Below are 14,670 nucleotides of genomic sequence, written 5' to 3' on the forward strand. Positions count from 1 at the left end.
CTGCGTGCACCGCCCGCAGGGCCGCCGCGACCGCCGGGTCCGCGAGCGCTGCCGCCCAGCCCGTCGGATGCCCGCAGCCGTGCCGCCCCTCCAGCCACCAGGCACGCAGGATGTACAGCAGCAGGGTGTCGAGGAGCGAGCTGACGATGGTGTCCGAGCCCGGCCGCGGCTCCTCCAGTTCCGTGCCGAGCAGCTCCACCGCCGCCCGCAGTGAGCGGTGGGCCCCGACCTGGGCCGGCAGATGGACCACCTCGGGCAACTCCGTGAGCAGCGGGTGGGCGCGGGCCCGGTCCAGCAGGTAGGCACCGCAGAGCAGAACCGCGTCGGGCGGTCCCGACTCCTGTGCGGGGGAGGGTAGTTGGGGCCAGGTGCCGTCCGCGCGCCGCCGTATCTCCTCCATCGGTACGTCGAGCCCACTGGCCAGTGCGTGCCCACGCCCGTGCGCCAGGAACGCCACGTCGCCGGGCCCGAGCGCCACCGGCCGGCCCTCCGCCGGGATCAGCCAGGCCGACCCCCGCAGCACCACGTGGAACCCGGCGCCGTCCGAGGCCTCGAAACGCATTCCCCAGGGCGCGTACCTGTCCCGGCGTGAGGAGTGCGGTCGCCCGGTGCGCATCGCTGCGACGGCGTCACTCAGTACGTCCATGTCCGCACCGTAGCCTGCGTGTTGATGACATAGACGTACGGACATGAATAGGAGACAGGAGGACATGGATCGTCTCGTATCCGCCGCCTAGCGTCGACTTCATGCCAACCACCGCACGTACCGTGCTCTTTCATGAAATCGGCGGCCCCGAGGTCCTGCGCGTCGAGGACGTGACCGTCCCCGACCCGGCTCCCGGTCAAGTCGCCCTGCGTGTAGAGGCGTTGGGCCTCAACCGTGCCGAAGCCCTGTTCCGCGCCGGCACTTACTACTACCAGCCGTCCCTGCCCGCCTCCCGCCTCGGCTACGAGGCCGCGGGCGTCGTCACCGCGGTCGGCGAGGGCGTGACCGAACTCGCCGTAGGAGACCCGGTGTTGACGGGACCGGGCATCGAGATGGGCGCACAGGGTGTCTACGCGGAGCGGATCGTCCTGCCCGAGACCGCCGTCGTACGGCGCCACGCCACCGTCGACGCCGTCACGGGGGCCGCGGCCTGGCTGACGTACACCACGGCGTACGGAGCGCTGCTGGAGACGGCGGGTCTCAAGCCGGGGGACCATGTCCTGATCACCGGCGCGTCCAGCGGTGTCGGTACCGCGGCGATCCAGGTCGCCCGCCGCATCGGCGCGATCCCGCTCGCCACCACCCGCACCGAGGCGAAGCGGCAGCGGCTACTGGAGCTGGGCGCGGCCGAGGTGATCGTCACGGGGGAGACGGGTGCGGAGGCCGTGGCGAAGGAGGCCCGGCGGCTCACCGGCGGCGACGGCGTCGAGGTGATCTTCGACGCGATCGGCGGCCCCGGTTTCCGACCGCTCGTCGGCGCGCTCGTGACGGGTGGCGCGGTGGTCGTCTACGGCTGGCTGGACCGGCGTCCCGCCGAGATCCCCTGGAACTGGCCGGTCACGATTCACACCTACGCCAACATGGCCCTGACCACCACACCCGGCGGCCGTCGCCGCTCCACCGCGTTCCTCGACGCGGGCCTCGCCGACGGCGGCTTCCGCCCGATCATCGACGAAGTCCTCGATGGCCTGGACAGCATCGGGGACGCTCACCGGCTGCTGGAGTCGAACGCGCACACGGGCAAGATCGTCGTACGGATCTGAGGATCGCCCGATCGGCCGAGGGGACGGAATAGCCGACCGTCGCCCGGGGTTGATGGCGCCCAGAAGCATGCGTGTGCATCGATTCTGGATCGGCGAAGGGTCTGTCATGAAGATCGGCATCATCGGCGCGGGACACATCGGCGGCAACCTCACCCGGCGGCTCACCGCACTCGGACACGACGTCTCCGTCGCCAACTCGCGCGGCCCGCAGACGCTCACCGCGCTGGCCGAGGAGACGGGCGCGACCCCCGTACCGGTGGAGGAGGCGGCACGCGGTGCCGAGGTCGTCGTCGTCACCGTCCCGCTGAAGGCCGTCCCGAACCTGCCCAAGGGATTCCTGGACGACGCGGCGGACGGCGTCGCGGTGATCGACACCGGCAACTACTACCCCGGCCGCGACGGCAGGATCGCCGCCATCCTCGACGACGGCCTCACCGAGAGCCGCTGGACGGCGGAGCAGATCGGCCACACCGTCATCAAGGCCTTCAACGGCACCTACGCCCAGGACATCCTGGACCGGCACCGCCCCGCCGGCGCCCCCGACCGCCTCGCGCTCCCGGTCGCCGGTGACGACGAGGCCGCGAAGCGTGTGGTCAGGGCGCTGATCGACGACCTCGGCTTCGACACGGTCGACGCGGGCAGCCTGGACGACTCCTGGCACCAGCAGCCCGGCACGCCGGTCTACGGCCTGCGGGAGGGTGTGGACGGGGTCACGAAGGCACTGGCGGAGGCATCGCCCGAGCGCACGGGCGACTTCAAGGTCTGAGGCGCGGCTCGTACGTCTCCGTAGGGTCGGTTCACACGATCTCCAGGGGCAGGTGCGGCCCGGCGGGCAACTCGACCTCGACCGGGTCGCCGGGCCGCACCACACCTCCGGTGACGACGACGCTCATGATCCCGGCCTTCAGGGACGGCCGCCCGTTCGCGCCGGGCCCGACGACCTGCTTGAGCAGCCCCTTCCGCAGGCCGTCGATCTGAGCGCAGGGATTGCGCAGCCCGGTGACCTCGACGACTGCCGTGTCCCCGAGCCGCAGCAGCGTGCCCGTCGGCAGGCCCAGCAGATCGATCCCCCGCGTGGTGACGTTCTCGCCGAGCTGCCCGGCCGCGACCTCGAACCCGGCCTCACGCACCTCGTCGAAGAGTTCCTCGTGGATGAGATGCACCTGCCGCAGATTCGGCCGCGAAGGGTCCCGCGCCATCCGCGACCGGTGCTTCACCGTCGTACCGGCATGCACGTCCCCCTCCACCCCCAGCCCCGCGAGCAGCGTGACGCCGTCCCGGTTCGGCTTGGTGAACGAATACGTCCCGTTGCTGCTGACCGCCACGACCGATCCACCCATGTCGGAAAGCTCCCCTCGTCCTCTACGGTTGCTGTCGGACCGCAGCTCGGAGCCTAAGGGAGGCCCTGGTGGAGGTCGATGCCCTGCCCCACGTCGACGAGCACGCGACCCTCGTCGCGGCGGGCGTCGACGAGGTCTGGCACGCCCTGACCGAGACACTGGCCCGTGCCTACTCCCGCCCGGGCTGGGCCCGTTACGCGCGGCTGGTGGGGTGCGCCGACCGTACGGCCTCCGGGCCGCGGCCACTGGCGGTGGGCTCGGTGTTCCCCGGCTTCCGGGTGGTCGGCGCGGCCCCGGGCAGCGAGCTGGTCCTGCGCGGCTCCCACCGGTTCTCGGCCTACGCGTTCGTCTTCCGGCTCGACGAACTCGCTCCCGGGCGCTCCCGGTTGCGGGCCGAGACCCGGGCGGTGTTCCCGGGCGCGGCCGGCGGTGTCTACCGCCTTCTCGTCATCGGCACCGGCGGCCACGCGGTCGGCGTGCGCCGCCTGTTGGCCGGGATCCGCCGCCGGGCCGAGTGAGTCTCAGGCGCTTTTCGCCCACGTCTGCAGGGCCGCCTTGCTCGCGAAGTCGGCGACGTCCTTGTCGTGCGGGTCGGACGTGTACTGGTGGAACTTCCAGTCGGCCTCGATGCGGGGCTTGCCCGCCGTCGTGTAGTCGGCGATCCACAGGCCGTCGCCCGCGTAGGACGTCTTGTCGATGGTCAGCCAGAAGTTGCGGTTCGTATAGAGGATGACCCGGTTGTCCGGCCGCAGTGCCTTCACCTTGCGGATGAAGCTGTCCTTCTCCGTGTTGGACGCGTGGGTGCCGTCGCCGGTCGTCTCCCAGTCCACGGCCAGCAAGTCGCCCGCTTTCTCAGGGGACTTGCTCACGAAGTACTCCGCCTGGGCCGTGATGTCGCCGGGCCACAGGAAGTGGTAGAAGCCGACGACCAGTCCCGCGTCCCGGCCCGTCTTCGTCTGGGCGGTGAGTCTCGGGTTGACGTACGAGCGGCCCTCCGTCGCCTTGATGAAGACGAAGGAGGAGCCGTCCGTGTCATACGCCGTGGACTGGTACGCGCTTACGTCGATTCCATGCAACATGGGGGACTTGTGCCCCGTCCCCAGGATCCGGAACCTCAGCTTCTGGTTGCCACCGAGCCGAGTACCGCCGCCGATTTCGCCGACCAGTCAGAAGTGATCACGCTTGCGTGGTCGGCGGCCAGTAGTGCCAGTTTGGCGGCGACTTCCGCGTCCGTGGGGGCCGTCGAGGAGATCGCTGGGGCCACCGCGTACGCGTCCGTCATGATCAGGATGAAGTGGTTCGTCGAGTAGAACGACGTGTCGTAGGCGTTGTTGACGTACGTCGCCGCGTCACCGTCGAAGAACACGAACCAGGGGCGGATCGAGGTGTCCGAGGTCCAACGGCTGGCCCGTGGATCGCCGTTCGCCGCGCCCAGCGCCGCCGGGAAGGCCTGCGCCTGTGCGATGGTGCCGGCCGCGTACAGGTCGCGCAGATGGTCGCCGTACTCCTGGTCGGTCCAGTAGTGGTCGAACGGGTTGGCCTGCTCGACCGTGCCCGGGATCAGTTCGAAGATGAACTTGCCCTTGAGGTCGTCACGGGAGGGCCACGCGTTCGCCTTGGCCGCCGCGTCGAGTGTGGAGTACGAGGAGCCGAGCAGGTCGGAGGGCTTGTAGACGCTGCTGCCGAGCTTCTGCGAGACCAGGGTGTCGAACGCGGTCGGGCCCAGGCCGATGGTCTGGTTGAAGCCCACCTTCATCTCGACCTTGACGATGATCGGAGCGTGGTCCGGGTGCAGGGTGTTCCAGGCGGCCATGTTGTCCAGGCAGCTGCCGAGATCCTGGTCGCGGTCCTTGCTGTACAGGTCGGCCGGGGTGCTCGCGTACTCGCAGTTGTTGTCGTTGGAGAACAGGTCGCTGTGGCTCACCCGCCACCGCTTGCTCAGGCTGTCGACGTAGACGTCCAGTTCGAGCAGCGAGGCCCCGGAGTCCAACGCCTGTGCCCAGTACGTGTACTTGTCCTTCTCGTACGCGTTGTGCGTGCCGATCGTCGTCGTCTCGGAGAACTTCGGCGCCGCAGCGTGGGCGTTGCCCGCGGCCCCGGTCACCAGCAGCCCGACCGCGCCCAGCAGCGCCGCCAGCCGTCTTATCGCCTTCATGGGTCAAGTCCCCTTCGCCGTGGCCTAGTTGGAGCGTGGCGGCAGCAGCGTAGGGCGAAGCGGTTACTCCCGGGTAGCCCCTGGAGGAACATCGGCTTCCGCGACGTCCGGCTCCGGTACGGCGGTGATCCGGTCGGCCAAGTCGGAGACCCCGGCGAGCAGTTCGGAGGGTGGCCTGTCGAGGTCCAGGCCGTGGGCCGTGACGGTGATGCCGACCCGCCGGACGACATGCCTTGAGAATTTAATTATCGCATCGCGCGTGTTGTGTTCCGTTTCATGAGAACCGTATTCTCTTCCGATGAATCGTCCTGCCCTGGAGTTCGCGCTCCGATTCGACTTCCGCAACCCCGAGTCGGCCGGCACGTCCATGGCGGACCGGTACGCGGCGGCCCTGGACATGGCCGAGTGGGCCGACGGGCTCGGCTGTACGCGGATCACCGTCTCCGAGCACCACGGCTCGGCGGACGGCTATCTGCCCAGCCCGGTCCAGATGCTCGCGGCGATGGCCGCCCGCACGAAGCAAGTCCGCTTCCTAGTCGCCGCGTTGATCGCGCCGTTCCACGATCCGCTGCGCCTCGCCGAGGAGTTGGCGGTGCTCGACAACATCAGCCGGGGGCGCGTCGACCTGATCGTCGCGGGCGGCTATGTGCGCGAGGAGTTCGCCATGTTCGGCGTGCCGATGAAGGAGCGGGCCAAGCGGGTCACCGAGGTGGTGACCACTCTCAAGTCGGCGTTCACCGGGGAGCCGTTCACCTACCGGGGCCGCACGGTGCGCGTCACGCCCGCGCCGTACCGGCCGGGCGGCCCCGCCGTGCTGCTCGGCGGCAGCAGCGAACCGGCGGCGCGGCGGGCGGCCCGGATCGCCGACGGGTTCGTGCCCTCCGTACCCGAGGTGTGGGAGCACTACCGGGACGAGGTCGGCAGGTTGGGCCGCCCCGACCCCGGCCCCAGCCCGATCGGACGGAACCGGGTGGTCGCCCTCGCCGAGGACCCCGACGAGGGCTGGGAGCGGATGGCGCCCTACTTCCTGCACGAGACCAACGCCTACGGGGTCTGGCAGGCCCAGGACGACGTGGCGGCACCCTTCCGTACGGCCGACGGTCTGGCGGAGTTGCGGCGCGGCGACCAGTACCGGGTGCTGACACCCGAGCGGTTCGTGCGCGAACTGAAGGCCGCGCCAAGGCCGTTCACCCAGTTCCATCCGCTGTGCGGGGGCATGCCGATGGAGTTGGCGTGGTCGAGTCTGCGGTTGTTCGAGCGGGAGGTGTTGCCGGCTTTCGGCTAGGCGGGTCGGCCTAGCGTGCAGGGCGGAACGGACGCAGGAAGCGGATCCCGTCCTCGATGCCGCCGTCCATCAGTTCCAGCAGTTGGGGCACCAGGTCCTGAATGCGGGGGGCGTGCAGGTGGCCGTCGAGGGCCTCGCGGCTCTCCCAGCGCTCGAAGATGACGAACGTGCCCGGTTCTCCCTCGACCTGGTGGGCGTCGTAGTCGATGTTGCCCGCGTCGTGGCGTGATGCGGTGACGGCGGCTGTCATGAACGCCTTCATCGCGGCTTCCTTCCCGGATTTGGCGCGGGCTTCCCACAGCACGGTGACGTAGTGGTTCGACGTGGTGGTCATGCTTGCTCCTTCTGACTCCGAACAGCACGGTCGTGCGCCGTTCACGACTCGACACTGAGCCCCGGGGAGCGTCGGCGGGAGCTACGGGGCTTCGTGGTACAGCGCGTACCACCCGGCGGGGCGGGGTGTGCGCGAGGATGGTGTGCATGGATCAACTCGGTGCCGCGCTGCGGGCGTGGCGGGACCGGCTGGATCCCGCGACGGTGGGCTTCGCACACGGCTCACCCCGTCGGGTCCCCGGTCTGCGGCGCGCGGAGCTGGCGACGCTGGCCGGCATCTCGGTCGAGTACGTGGTCCGGCTGGAGCAGGGACGAGTGGCGACGCCCTCGGCGCAGGTCTGCTCGGCCCTGGCTCGCGCCCTGCACCTGTCCGACGACGAGCATGCCCACCTTCTGCGCATGGCCGGGCACGCGGCGGATCCGGCCCGGGTTCCGCGCATGATCCCGGGGAGCCTGTACCGGATCGTGGACCAGCTCGCCGGCAACCCGTTGGCGATCTACGACGCCACCTGGCAGTTGCTGCACTGGAATCCGCTGTTCGCGGCCACGTTCGGCGATCCCACGGTCCACGGTGTGGGCGACCGCAACGTCCTGGTCTGGCAGTTCCTGGGCGAGCTGCCCCGGGTACGGCAGACGGCGGCCGAGCGGGCGGCGTTCGAGGAGTCCCTCGTCGCCGACCTGCGCGCGACGACGAGCCGCTACCCCGACGATCCCGACCTCGCGGCGTTGGTGTCGAGGCTGAACCTCAGCCCACGGTTCTGCGAGTTGTGGAGCCGCCGGGCGGTGGGCGGACACCAGAGTGCGCACAAACTCGTCCGGCACCCGGATGTCGGAGACATCGCCATGAACTCCGACATCCTCAACACCCAGGACACGAACCTCCGCCTCGTGGTGTACACGCCGCAGCCGGGCACCGACGCCCGCAGCAAACTCGAACTCCTCGCGGCCATCGGGGTCCAGAGGATGTCTCCTCAGGGATGAGGGCCCGCGTACCCAGCAGCCGCGTCGGTGGACCGGGCCGCTGGGTGGTACGCGCCGTACCAGGAAGTCCCGTAGCTCCCGCCGACCCTCCCGGCGACCCAGCATGAAGTGCGTGAACAGCGCACGACCGTGCTGTCCGGACCAGGAGGAGCCAGCATGACCACCACATTCATCACCGGGGCCAACAAGTCCCTCGGTCTTGAAACCGCCCGTCGCCTCGTCGAGGCGGGGCACACCGTCCTCCTCGGTGCCCGCGACCGTGAGCGCGGCCTGGCCGCGGCGAAGGCGCTCGGCGCCCGGTTCGTCCAGATCGACGTGACCGACGACGACTCGGTCCGGGCCGCCGCCGAGGATGTCGCCGCGCACGAGGGAACGATCGACGTCCTGGTCAACAACGCCGGCGTCCTCGGCAGGGTCGGCCCCGTCGAGGAGTACAGCGCGGCCGACATGAGCGCCGTGCTCGACGTGAACGTCGTCGGGATCGTGCGCGTCACACACGCCTTCCTCCCGCTGCTGCGCCGGTCGCCGAACCCCGTCATCGTCAACGTGTCCAGCGGGATGGGCTCCTTCGGCATGACCCAGGACCCGGCGCGGATCGAGTCGCAGTACGCCCTGCCCCTCTACTGCGCCTCGAAGGCCGCGGTCACGATGCTCACGACGCAGTACGCCAAGGAGCTGAAGGACGTGAAGGTCAACGCCGCGGACCCCGGGCAGACCGCGACCGACTTCACCGGCGGCCTCGGCCACAGCGTCGCCGACGGCGCGGAGTCCATCGTGACCCTCGCGACGATCGGCCCGGACGGCCCGACGGGACAGTTCGTCGACCGCTCCGGGAACCTCCCGTGGTGAACCTCGGAAGCAGGTGACGCCGGCGGCACGTGGGACGGGATGTCGCCGCGCGTCCGCGACGTCTACGCTCGGGATCCATGATCTTGCTGAGTGATCCCAAGGTGATCAGTATCCCGGTGCAGGACTGCGGCGAACCTCTCGCGGAGATCGCCTCGGCCCCGGCGATCGTGCTGGACCCCCGGGAACGGGACGAGGCAGGGGCATACGGCCGGATCCGGATCGGCGTGCTCAAGCGGTTGCGCTCGGCATCGGAGAAACTTCCCGACGGCATCAGGTTCCTCGTCGTGGAAGGACATCGCAGCAGCACCGAGCAGGCGCGGCGGTTCGCCTTCTACGAGGACCGTCTACGCAGCTCCGGCATCACCGACCCCGTCGACCTGCGGCAGCGGGCCGGCGCCTTCGTCTCCCCGGTCGAGGTGGCGCCGCACTGCGCGGGCGCGGCCCTCGACCTGACGCTCATCGATGCCGATGGCGTCGAGCTGGACATGGGTGGTGCCGTCAACGGCCACCGCACCGGAGACGAGAAGTACTGTCCGCTGGACGCCCCGGGGCTGTCGGACGAAGCACGCCGCAATCGCGACCTCCTGACCCGGTCCATGGGCGGCGCCGGCTTCGTCAACTACCCCACCGAGTGGTGGCACTGGTCCTACGGCGACCGCTACTGGGCACTGATCAGCAAGGCCGACAGCGCCATCTACGGACCGGCCTGACCAACTCGAACAGCGTGTTCGGCGAGGACCTCGGTGAGTTGGCGGGTGGTCTGCCGGGCTACGTGGGGTTCGGTGGCCGCGTAACTCGTGTGGGCGTTCAGCCCGGTGGCCAGGGCCCAGCCCAGGCCGCGCGTCCAGGTGGCGTCGTCCAGGCCGACGGCCTCCCGGAAGACCGACCGGCTGGTGGCCGACAACAGGGTGTAGGCGACGACCAGATCGCAGGCGGGATCGCCCATGCCCACGCCGCCGAAGTCGATGACGGCGGAGAGGTGGCCGTCGACAGTGAGCAGGTTGCCCGTGTGGAAGTCCCCGTGACACCAGACCGGTTCGCGCTCCCACGCGGGGGCGCGCAGCGCGTTGTCCCAGACCTCGGTCAGGGCGGCGGCGTCGAACACCCCGGCCACCGCCCCGATCGCCGCACGGGTCGCCTCGTCGCGGTCGGCCAACGGGGCACGGACCAGCTCGGGGTGGACACCGGGGACCAGCGCCCCGGCGGGCGGGATCTCGTGCAACGTCCGCAGGAATTCGCCCAGTTGACGGGCGGTCAGGTCCGGATCGGCAAGGCCCTCCACCGTCGCCGTGGTCCCGTCCAGCCAGCGGGTGACGGACCAGTGCCACGCGTAGCCGCAGTCAGGTGTGCCGAGCCCCAGCGGTTCCGGGACGGGCAGCGGCAGCAGAGGGGCCAGCCGCCGGAGCCAGGTGTGCTGCTTGGCGGCTTCCCCGTCCGCCCAGTCGCTGCGGGGCAGCCGTACGGACATCGTCTCGCCGAGCCGGTGGATGACGTGATCCGAACCGGCCTGCTCCACCAGGGTCAGCGGCAGTTCGGCCCACTGCGGGAACTGTGCGGCGAGCAGTCGGCCGACGAGCGCGGAATCGATGGTCATATCTCCCCCGAGTGACAAGTGCGCGATGATCGCCTCACGTTACCGATCGACTCGGCGTGAAACCCGCCTCCGCGAGGAGCCGCACATGACCGACCCGCCGCCGCCCTCGGCTCAACCCGCCCTCCGCCCCCGGCTCGTCGCCACCGACCTCGACGGCACCGTCGTCCGCGGCGACGGGACCATCTCCGCCCGCACCGTCGAGGCCTTCGCCCGAATCCGGGACACCGGCGCCGAGTTCGTGTTCGCCACCGGCCGCCCGCCCCGCCTGATGGGCCCGATCACCGACGCCTTCGGCCCGTTCGGCACGGCCATCTGCTCCAACGGCGCGCTGGTCTACGACATGGGCACCCGAAGTGTCGTGGCGGAGCACGCCATCGACCCCCGTACGCTCGCCGAAACCGTCCGCCGGCTCCGTGCCGCGATCCCGGAGATCGGCCTCGCGGTCGAGCACGCCACCGAACTCCACGGCGACGACCGATACGAGGCCGGAGCCTGGGACGCCGACATCACCGTCCGGCGCCCCGGCGAGAGCGGCCTGTGGAACCGCCCGGCCCCCAAACTCGTCGGCCGCCACCCGCACTTGTCCGCCGACGAGTTGCTCGCCCGCGCCGCGCCCGAACTGGGCGACCTGGTCACCGTCTACCACTCCAACGGCGAGCGGCTGGTCGAGGCCATCGCCGCGGGCGTCAGCAAGGCGCACGCGCTACGGCACTTCGCGGCCGACCGCGGCATCACGGCCGCGGAGGTGATCGCCTTCGGCGACATGCCCAACGACCTGCCGATGCTGGCCTGGGCGGGCACGTCGTACGCCGTCGCGAACGCCCACCCGAGTGTCCTGGACGCGGTCACCCACGTCACTCTCTCGAACGACGAGGACGGGGTGGCGGAGGTGATCGAGCGCCACTTCCCCGGGGATACGGGCGATACGGGAGTTGTGGGGGACCCGGGGTGACGAGCCCGATGGCGGGTACCCGGACCACGGGGGAACCGTACAGAAGGAGTGGGAACATGCTGCAGGCAGCGGATGTCCGGGAGTGGCGCGAGCGCGCTGTCGTGGATGCGGAGTCCCACAAGATCGGTGTCCTGGAGGCCGTGTACGTGAACACCGCCACCGACGAGCCGGCCATGGCCACGGTCCGCACCGGACTGCCCACGCGGCACCGGCTCACCTTCGTCCCCCTGGACGACGCGATCCTGGGGCCGGACTACGTCAGGGTCGGCTACCCCAAAGCCCTGGTGAAACAGGCCCCTTCGATGGGCACCGACGACGTGCTGCCCGCCGAGCGGGAGGAAGCGATCTTCAAGCACTACGGCCTGCCCTACAGCCCCGGCGCAGGCGGCGAACGCCAACTGGCGCGCCGCTGACGCCGCCTGGCGCCGGGAGGTTTCAACTCGGCTTTCCGGGCCACCCGTTGAGCATGTCCACACGCTACGGCGGAAGCCCCGCGGGGACGGTCATCTCCGTCATCGCGGACATCGCGGCACTGATCCTGATCCTGTGGATCGGCCTCTACCTGTTCGACGCCAACACCGCGAACAGCACGGTCGACTGGGTCCACCACGCGGCCAACTGGCTCTCGGGCTGGTCGCACAACCTGTTCACCATCCACTCGGCCGACTGGCGCACCGTGGTCAACTACGGGCTGCCCGCGCTCGTCTACCTCTTCATCGGCCACGCGGTGGCCGCCGGCGTCAACCGGGACTAGACCCCCGCGTGCGGGTACGTGGCCGAACGGTGCTGGAAGGAGAGGATCTTCGGGTTCTGGACGACTCCGTCCCGGATCTCGATGGCCTTCCGGACGGTGACGTCGTCGTCCCACGCCGTGGACCCGCTCATGACCGTGCGCAGATACGGCAGGAGCGCCTCGCTGATCTCCCAGGTGGCGGAGTTCCAGAGGTGGGAGGGGCTGTGGTCCACCGCGTAGTAGTGACAGCCCGGCCCGACCGTGGACATCGGGTCGCCGAAGCCGCTCGGGCGGGCCCACGCGAAGCCCATGCCCTCGTCGCAGGCCACGTCGATGAAGAAGGTCCCCGGCCGGAACAGGGCGAGTTCCTCGTCGTTGACGAACATCAGCGGCGCGTCGGTGTCCTGGAGGACGCAGTTGACGACGATGTCGAACCCGGCGAGGTACTGCGCGAGCGGCACGGGCCCGAGCCCAGTGACCGCCTGGAGCCGCGAGGGATCGTCCTCCTGCTCCTCGAAGTGCCCCATCACGACCGACGGCATCGGCGAGGCCACCGCCGCCGCGGCCCGCTGGGTGAGCACCGTGACGTCGGAGACACCCATCGCGCCCAGGCCCGTGACCGCGCCGCGCGCCGTGGCGCCGAAGCTGATGACGCAGGCCCGCAGCCGGCGCCCGTAGCTGCCGGTCAGCCCGCCGAGCTGGAGGGCGTGCAGCACCGAGCAGTACCCGGCGAGCTCGTTGTTCTTGTGGAACACATGGACGCTGAAGGCGCCCGTCGACGTCCAGTGGTTCATGGCTTCCCAGGCGATCAGGGTCAGCCGTCGGTCGATACCGATCTGGGTCGTCTTCTCGTCCTGCACACAGTGCGGCCAGCCCCACAGCACCTGGCCCTCGCGCAGCTCGGCGAGGTCGTCGTGCATGGGTTTGGGCAGCAGCATGATGTCGCACTCGGCGACCAGCCGTTCACGGGAACGCAGGCCCGCCACGAGTGGTCGCAGCGCGTCGTCGGCGACGCCGAACCGCTCGCCGTAGCCCTCTTCGAGGTAGATCCGCTCCCGGAGGTCCGGATCGATCCGGTCGAGGTGGCGGGGGTGCAGCGGCAGACGGAACTCGTTCTCCTTGCGGGAGGAGGCAAGTACTCCGAGACTCATCAGACTCATGTGGGGCGGCTCGTTTCCGGCCGGACACGCAGACGTTCCGGCCTTGCCGTTCCCCGAGGGCGACGCCGAAACGGCTGACGGCGTGCGAGGTGCGCTCGGTAATGCCACCGTACTCCAGTCCACGTCAGGACCGGATTCCCTTACCTATGCGCCGCCGCGCCTGCCGATCAGGTCCCGGTACAGGGCCGCCCGTTCCTCGTGGGTCTTCGCCTTGGCCAGTTCGGTCTTCCAGTCCTTCTCCAGGTCCTTCAGCTTCTGCACCCAGTCGCCGAACTCCTTCAGATCGACCAGGCGTTGGTTCGACCTGAGGGGAGCGTCGGCGCCGATCTTGTCGTCCTTGTGCCCGCCGAACTGGCTCACGGGGTTGTTGTTCTTCTCGCTGCTCGTCACACCGTGCTGGTAGCCGTCGGGGGTCCGGCCCCCCGGCCCGGCGGTCTCGATTCCGACCTGAAGTGCCCCGTCGCGCTTGTGGGTCGGCGGCTTGTATCCCATGAACATGTGCCCGTACGACTCGTTCGGGAGGATGGTGTCGCCGTGGTAGTCGGCGTTCCCCATGCCGCCGACGGCCATCGGCAGGCCGTAGAGGTGGCTGTGGGGATCGACCCAGTTCTGCAGGGTGGCCCCGATCTCGCCCTTCTCCACGAAGTCGCCCCGTGTCCCGTCCGCGCTGTTGTCGCCGATCTCCATGTGATGGGTGCCGAACCCGCGCCGGTACACCGGCTCCTCGGGCGTCGACCTGGGCTCCCAGGGCTTCCGGTTCTCCTTGGTGATGTGCAGCCACTGGGGCAGCTCGTAGCCGTGCTGGCCGTCGGCGAGCTGCGGAATGCGGATGTTGACGCGTCCGCCGTAGGCCAGGGCGTGGGCGACGTCGTCCTCGAAGTCCTCGTGGATGCCCGCCTCCGGGTTGAAGACCTTCAGCCCCTCCTTCAGGATCAGGAAGATCTTGGTCAGCAGCTCGGTACCGCGCTCGACCCGGTCCCGGTGCCTGCCGGCGTCCGGTACGGCGTCGCTGACACCGGGCGGGAGCATGGTCCTGACGAAGGTCTGGAAGATCTGCTCGTTCCGCTCCCCGGTGAGCCGGCCCTTCTCGTCCTGCGGGGTGCCCTCGGCGTGCATGGCCATATGGCGGCCGAGCTGGTAGTCCGAGCGGGTGGGCTTGTCCGGTGCCTTCCCCTGACCGCGGTCCTCGACGTGTTGCTGCCAGCGCAGGGTGGCCACGAGCAGGCGCTTGCCCTCCGGCTGCTGGAGCCAGCTGCGGAAGTCACCCGCCTGGATGTAGGCCAGCGCTTCGGCAGGGGTGCAAATCCCCACGGTCTTCAGCCACTTGGGGTCCTCGGACGCCGCCGCCTCGATCGCCTGAAGCTCCCCGTCCGAGAAACTCGGCCCACCGCGCACCCGCCGGTGGATGACGTTCCGTACGTCCTTGTTCCGGATCTCCTGATTCCCACCGACGAGCAGCCGCGCGAGCCGGGCGATGGCCGGGGGAGAGGCGGAGGGCGGAGGCGAGGGCGAAGGCGCGGGGGCGGTCGCCGTCGACGG

At 70.0% G+C, this 14,670-nt stretch carries 18 protein-coding genes; 10 read left to right on the forward strand and 8 right to left on the reverse strand.

What is annotated here, in order from left to right; all coding sequences use genetic code 11:
- A partial coding sequence (locus R6V09_RS28435) for a cupin domain-containing protein (protein ID WP_317884293.1) occupies window positions 1–646 on the reverse strand: 646 nt, incomplete at its 3' end.
- 101 nt (window positions 647–747) lie between these two features.
- Between R6V09_RS28435 and R6V09_RS28440 the strand changes: the two genes are divergently transcribed.
- A complete protein-coding gene (locus R6V09_RS28440) occupies window positions 748–1,749 on the forward strand; it encodes a zinc-dependent alcohol dehydrogenase family protein (protein WP_317884294.1) in 1,002 nt (333 codons plus the stop codon).
- Between the two features lie 106 nt (window positions 1,750–1,855).
- Window positions 1,856–2,515 (forward strand): NADPH-dependent F420 reductase, encoded by a 660-nt coding sequence (locus R6V09_RS28445; RefSeq protein WP_317884295.1) that lies wholly within the window; start codon window positions 1,856–1,858, stop codon window positions 2,513–2,515.
- A gap of 31 nt (window positions 2,516–2,546) precedes the next feature.
- Here R6V09_RS28445 and R6V09_RS28450 read toward each other — a convergent pair whose 3' ends face one another.
- Window positions 2,547–3,089 carry an MOSC domain-containing protein gene (locus R6V09_RS28450; RefSeq protein ID WP_317884296.1) on the reverse strand — a complete coding sequence of 181 codons (543 nt, stop codon included), beginning with the start codon at window positions 3,087–3,089 and terminating at the stop codon, window positions 2,547–2,549.
- Window positions 3,090–3,157: 68 nt separating this feature from the next.
- Between R6V09_RS28450 and R6V09_RS28455 the strand changes: the two genes are divergently transcribed.
- Window positions 3,158–3,607: a hypothetical protein gene (locus tag R6V09_RS28455; protein ID WP_317884297.1), complete on the forward strand. Its 450-nt coding sequence runs from the start codon at window positions 3,158–3,160 to the stop codon at window positions 3,605–3,607.
- Between the two features lie 3 nt (window positions 3,608–3,610).
- On the opposite strand, the gene R6V09_RS28460 is transcribed toward R6V09_RS28455, so the two are convergent.
- Together R6V09_RS28460 and R6V09_RS28465 are read right to left on the reverse strand one after the other, a co-directional pair.
- Complete coding sequence (locus R6V09_RS28460; protein ID WP_317884298.1) at window positions 3,611–4,168, reverse strand: GH25 family lysozyme; 558 nt, start codon at window positions 4,166–4,168, stop codon at window positions 3,611–3,613.
- 35 nt (window positions 4,169–4,203) lie between these two features.
- A complete protein-coding gene (locus tag R6V09_RS28465; RefSeq protein ID WP_317884299.1) occupies window positions 4,204–5,244 on the reverse strand; it encodes a phosphatidylinositol-specific phospholipase C domain-containing protein in 1,041 nt (346 codons plus the stop codon).
- 298 nt (window positions 5,245–5,542) lie between these two features.
- Here R6V09_RS28465 and R6V09_RS28470 point away from each other — a divergent pair, with 298 nt between their 5' ends.
- Entirely contained in the window at window positions 5,543–6,529 is a 987-nt protein-coding gene (locus R6V09_RS28470) for an LLM class flavin-dependent oxidoreductase (RefSeq protein WP_317884300.1), read from the forward strand.
- 10 nt (window positions 6,530–6,539) lie between these two features.
- On the opposite strand, the gene R6V09_RS28475 is transcribed toward R6V09_RS28470, so the two are convergent.
- On the reverse strand, window positions 6,540–6,863 hold the full coding sequence (locus tag R6V09_RS28475; RefSeq protein ID WP_317884301.1) for a putative quinol monooxygenase: 324 nt from the start codon (window positions 6,861–6,863) through the stop codon (window positions 6,540–6,542).
- Between the two features lie 146 nt (window positions 6,864–7,009).
- Between R6V09_RS28475 and R6V09_RS28480 the strand changes: the two genes are divergently transcribed.
- The 3 genes from R6V09_RS28480 to R6V09_RS28490 all read left to right on the forward strand — a co-directional run bounded on the left by R6V09_RS28480 (window position 7,010) and on the right by R6V09_RS28490 (window position 9,402).
- Entirely contained in the window at window positions 7,010–7,843 is an 834-nt protein-coding gene (locus tag R6V09_RS28480) for a helix-turn-helix domain-containing protein (RefSeq protein WP_317884302.1), read from the forward strand.
- 156 nt (window positions 7,844–7,999) lie between these two features.
- Complete coding sequence (locus R6V09_RS28485) at window positions 8,000–8,692, forward strand: SDR family NAD(P)-dependent oxidoreductase (protein ID WP_317884303.1); 693 nt, start codon at window positions 8,000–8,002, stop codon at window positions 8,690–8,692.
- A 77-nt stretch (window positions 8,693–8,769) separates the two neighbouring features.
- Complete coding sequence (locus R6V09_RS28490) at window positions 8,770–9,402, forward strand: M15 family metallopeptidase (protein WP_317884304.1); 633 nt, start codon at window positions 8,770–8,772, stop codon at window positions 9,400–9,402.
- Here the strand turns inward: R6V09_RS28490 and R6V09_RS28495 are convergent.
- Complete coding sequence (locus R6V09_RS28495) at window positions 9,387–10,286, reverse strand: aminoglycoside phosphotransferase family protein (RefSeq protein ID WP_317884305.1); 900 nt, start codon at window positions 10,284–10,286, stop codon at window positions 9,387–9,389. The genes R6V09_RS28490 and R6V09_RS28495 overlap by 16 nt on opposite strands.
- A gap of 85 nt (window positions 10,287–10,371) precedes the next feature.
- Between R6V09_RS28495 and R6V09_RS28500 the strand changes: the two genes are divergently transcribed.
- The 3 genes from R6V09_RS28500 to R6V09_RS28510 are packed head-to-tail and all read left to right on the forward strand — an operon-like array spanning window position 10,372 to window position 11,992.
- Window positions 10,372–11,238, forward strand: a complete 867-nt coding sequence (locus R6V09_RS28500; RefSeq protein WP_317884306.1) for an HAD family hydrolase — start codon at window positions 10,372–10,374, stop codon at window positions 11,236–11,238.
- A gap of 56 nt (window positions 11,239–11,294) precedes the next feature.
- Window positions 11,295–11,651, forward strand: coding sequence for a PRC-barrel domain-containing protein (locus R6V09_RS28505; RefSeq protein WP_317884307.1), 357 nt, complete (start codon window positions 11,295–11,297; stop codon window positions 11,649–11,651).
- Between the two features lie 53 nt (window positions 11,652–11,704).
- Window positions 11,705–11,992 carry a hypothetical protein gene (locus R6V09_RS28510; protein ID WP_317884308.1) on the forward strand — a complete coding sequence of 96 codons (288 nt, stop codon included), beginning with the start codon at window positions 11,705–11,707 and terminating at the stop codon, window positions 11,990–11,992.
- Here the strand turns inward: R6V09_RS28510 and R6V09_RS28515 are convergent.
- Together R6V09_RS28515 and R6V09_RS28520 are read right to left on the reverse strand one after the other, a co-directional pair.
- Complete coding sequence (locus R6V09_RS28515) at window positions 11,989–13,131, reverse strand: N(5)-(carboxyethyl)ornithine synthase (protein WP_317884309.1); 1,143 nt, start codon at window positions 13,129–13,131, stop codon at window positions 11,989–11,991. The two genes, R6V09_RS28510 and R6V09_RS28515, sit on opposite strands and share 4 nt — an antisense overlap.
- 144 nt (window positions 13,132–13,275) lie before the next feature.
- Window positions 13,276–14,670: hypothetical protein (locus tag R6V09_RS28520; RefSeq protein ID WP_317884310.1), on the reverse strand; the 1,395-nt coding region annotated here is incomplete at its 5' end.

This window comes from Streptomyces sp. W16, assembly GCF_033194735.1.
Taxonomy (GTDB): Bacteria; Actinomycetota; Actinomycetes; order Streptomycetales; family Streptomycetaceae; genus Streptomyces.

Coding starts and splice junctions, on each gene's coding strand:
- R6V09_RS28440 (WP_317884294.1), top strand. CDS start 748: ATGCCAACCACCGCACGTACCGTGCTCTTTCATGAAATCGGCGGCCCC.
- R6V09_RS28445 (WP_317884295.1), top strand. CDS start 1,856: ATGAAGATCGGCATCATCGGCGCGGGACACATCGGCGGCAACCTCACC.
- R6V09_RS28450 (WP_317884296.1), bottom strand. CDS start 3,089: ATGGGTGGATCGGTCGTGGCGGTCAGCAGCAACGGGACGTATTCGTTC.
- R6V09_RS28460 (WP_317884298.1), bottom strand. CDS start 4,168: ATGTTGCATGGAATCGACGTAAGCGCGTACCAGTCCACGGCGTATGAC.
- R6V09_RS28465 (WP_317884299.1), bottom strand. CDS start 5,244: ATGAAGGCGATAAGACGGCTGGCGGCGCTGCTGGGCGCGGTCGGGCTG.
- R6V09_RS28470 (WP_317884300.1), top strand. CDS start 5,543: ATGAATCGTCCTGCCCTGGAGTTCGCGCTCCGATTCGACTTCCGCAAC.
- R6V09_RS28475 (WP_317884301.1), bottom strand. CDS start 6,863: ATGACCACCACGTCGAACCACTACGTCACCGTGCTGTGGGAAGCCCGC.
- R6V09_RS28480 (WP_317884302.1), top strand. CDS start 7,010: ATGGATCAACTCGGTGCCGCGCTGCGGGCGTGGCGGGACCGGCTGGAT.
- R6V09_RS28485 (WP_317884303.1), top strand. CDS start 8,000: ATGACCACCACATTCATCACCGGGGCCAACAAGTCCCTCGGTCTTGAA.
- R6V09_RS28490 (WP_317884304.1), top strand. CDS start 8,770: ATGATCTTGCTGAGTGATCCCAAGGTGATCAGTATCCCGGTGCAGGAC.
- R6V09_RS28495 (WP_317884305.1), bottom strand. CDS start 10,286: ATGACCATCGATTCCGCGCTCGTCGGCCGACTGCTCGCCGCACAGTTC.
- R6V09_RS28500 (WP_317884306.1), top strand. CDS start 10,372: ATGACCGACCCGCCGCCGCCCTCGGCTCAACCCGCCCTCCGCCCCCGG.
- R6V09_RS28505 (WP_317884307.1), top strand. CDS start 11,295: ATGCTGCAGGCAGCGGATGTCCGGGAGTGGCGCGAGCGCGCTGTCGTG.
- R6V09_RS28510 (WP_317884308.1), top strand. CDS start 11,705: ATGTCCACACGCTACGGCGGAAGCCCCGCGGGGACGGTCATCTCCGTC.
- R6V09_RS28515 (WP_317884309.1), bottom strand. CDS start 13,131: ATGAGTCTGATGAGTCTCGGAGTACTTGCCTCCTCCCGCAAGGAGAAC.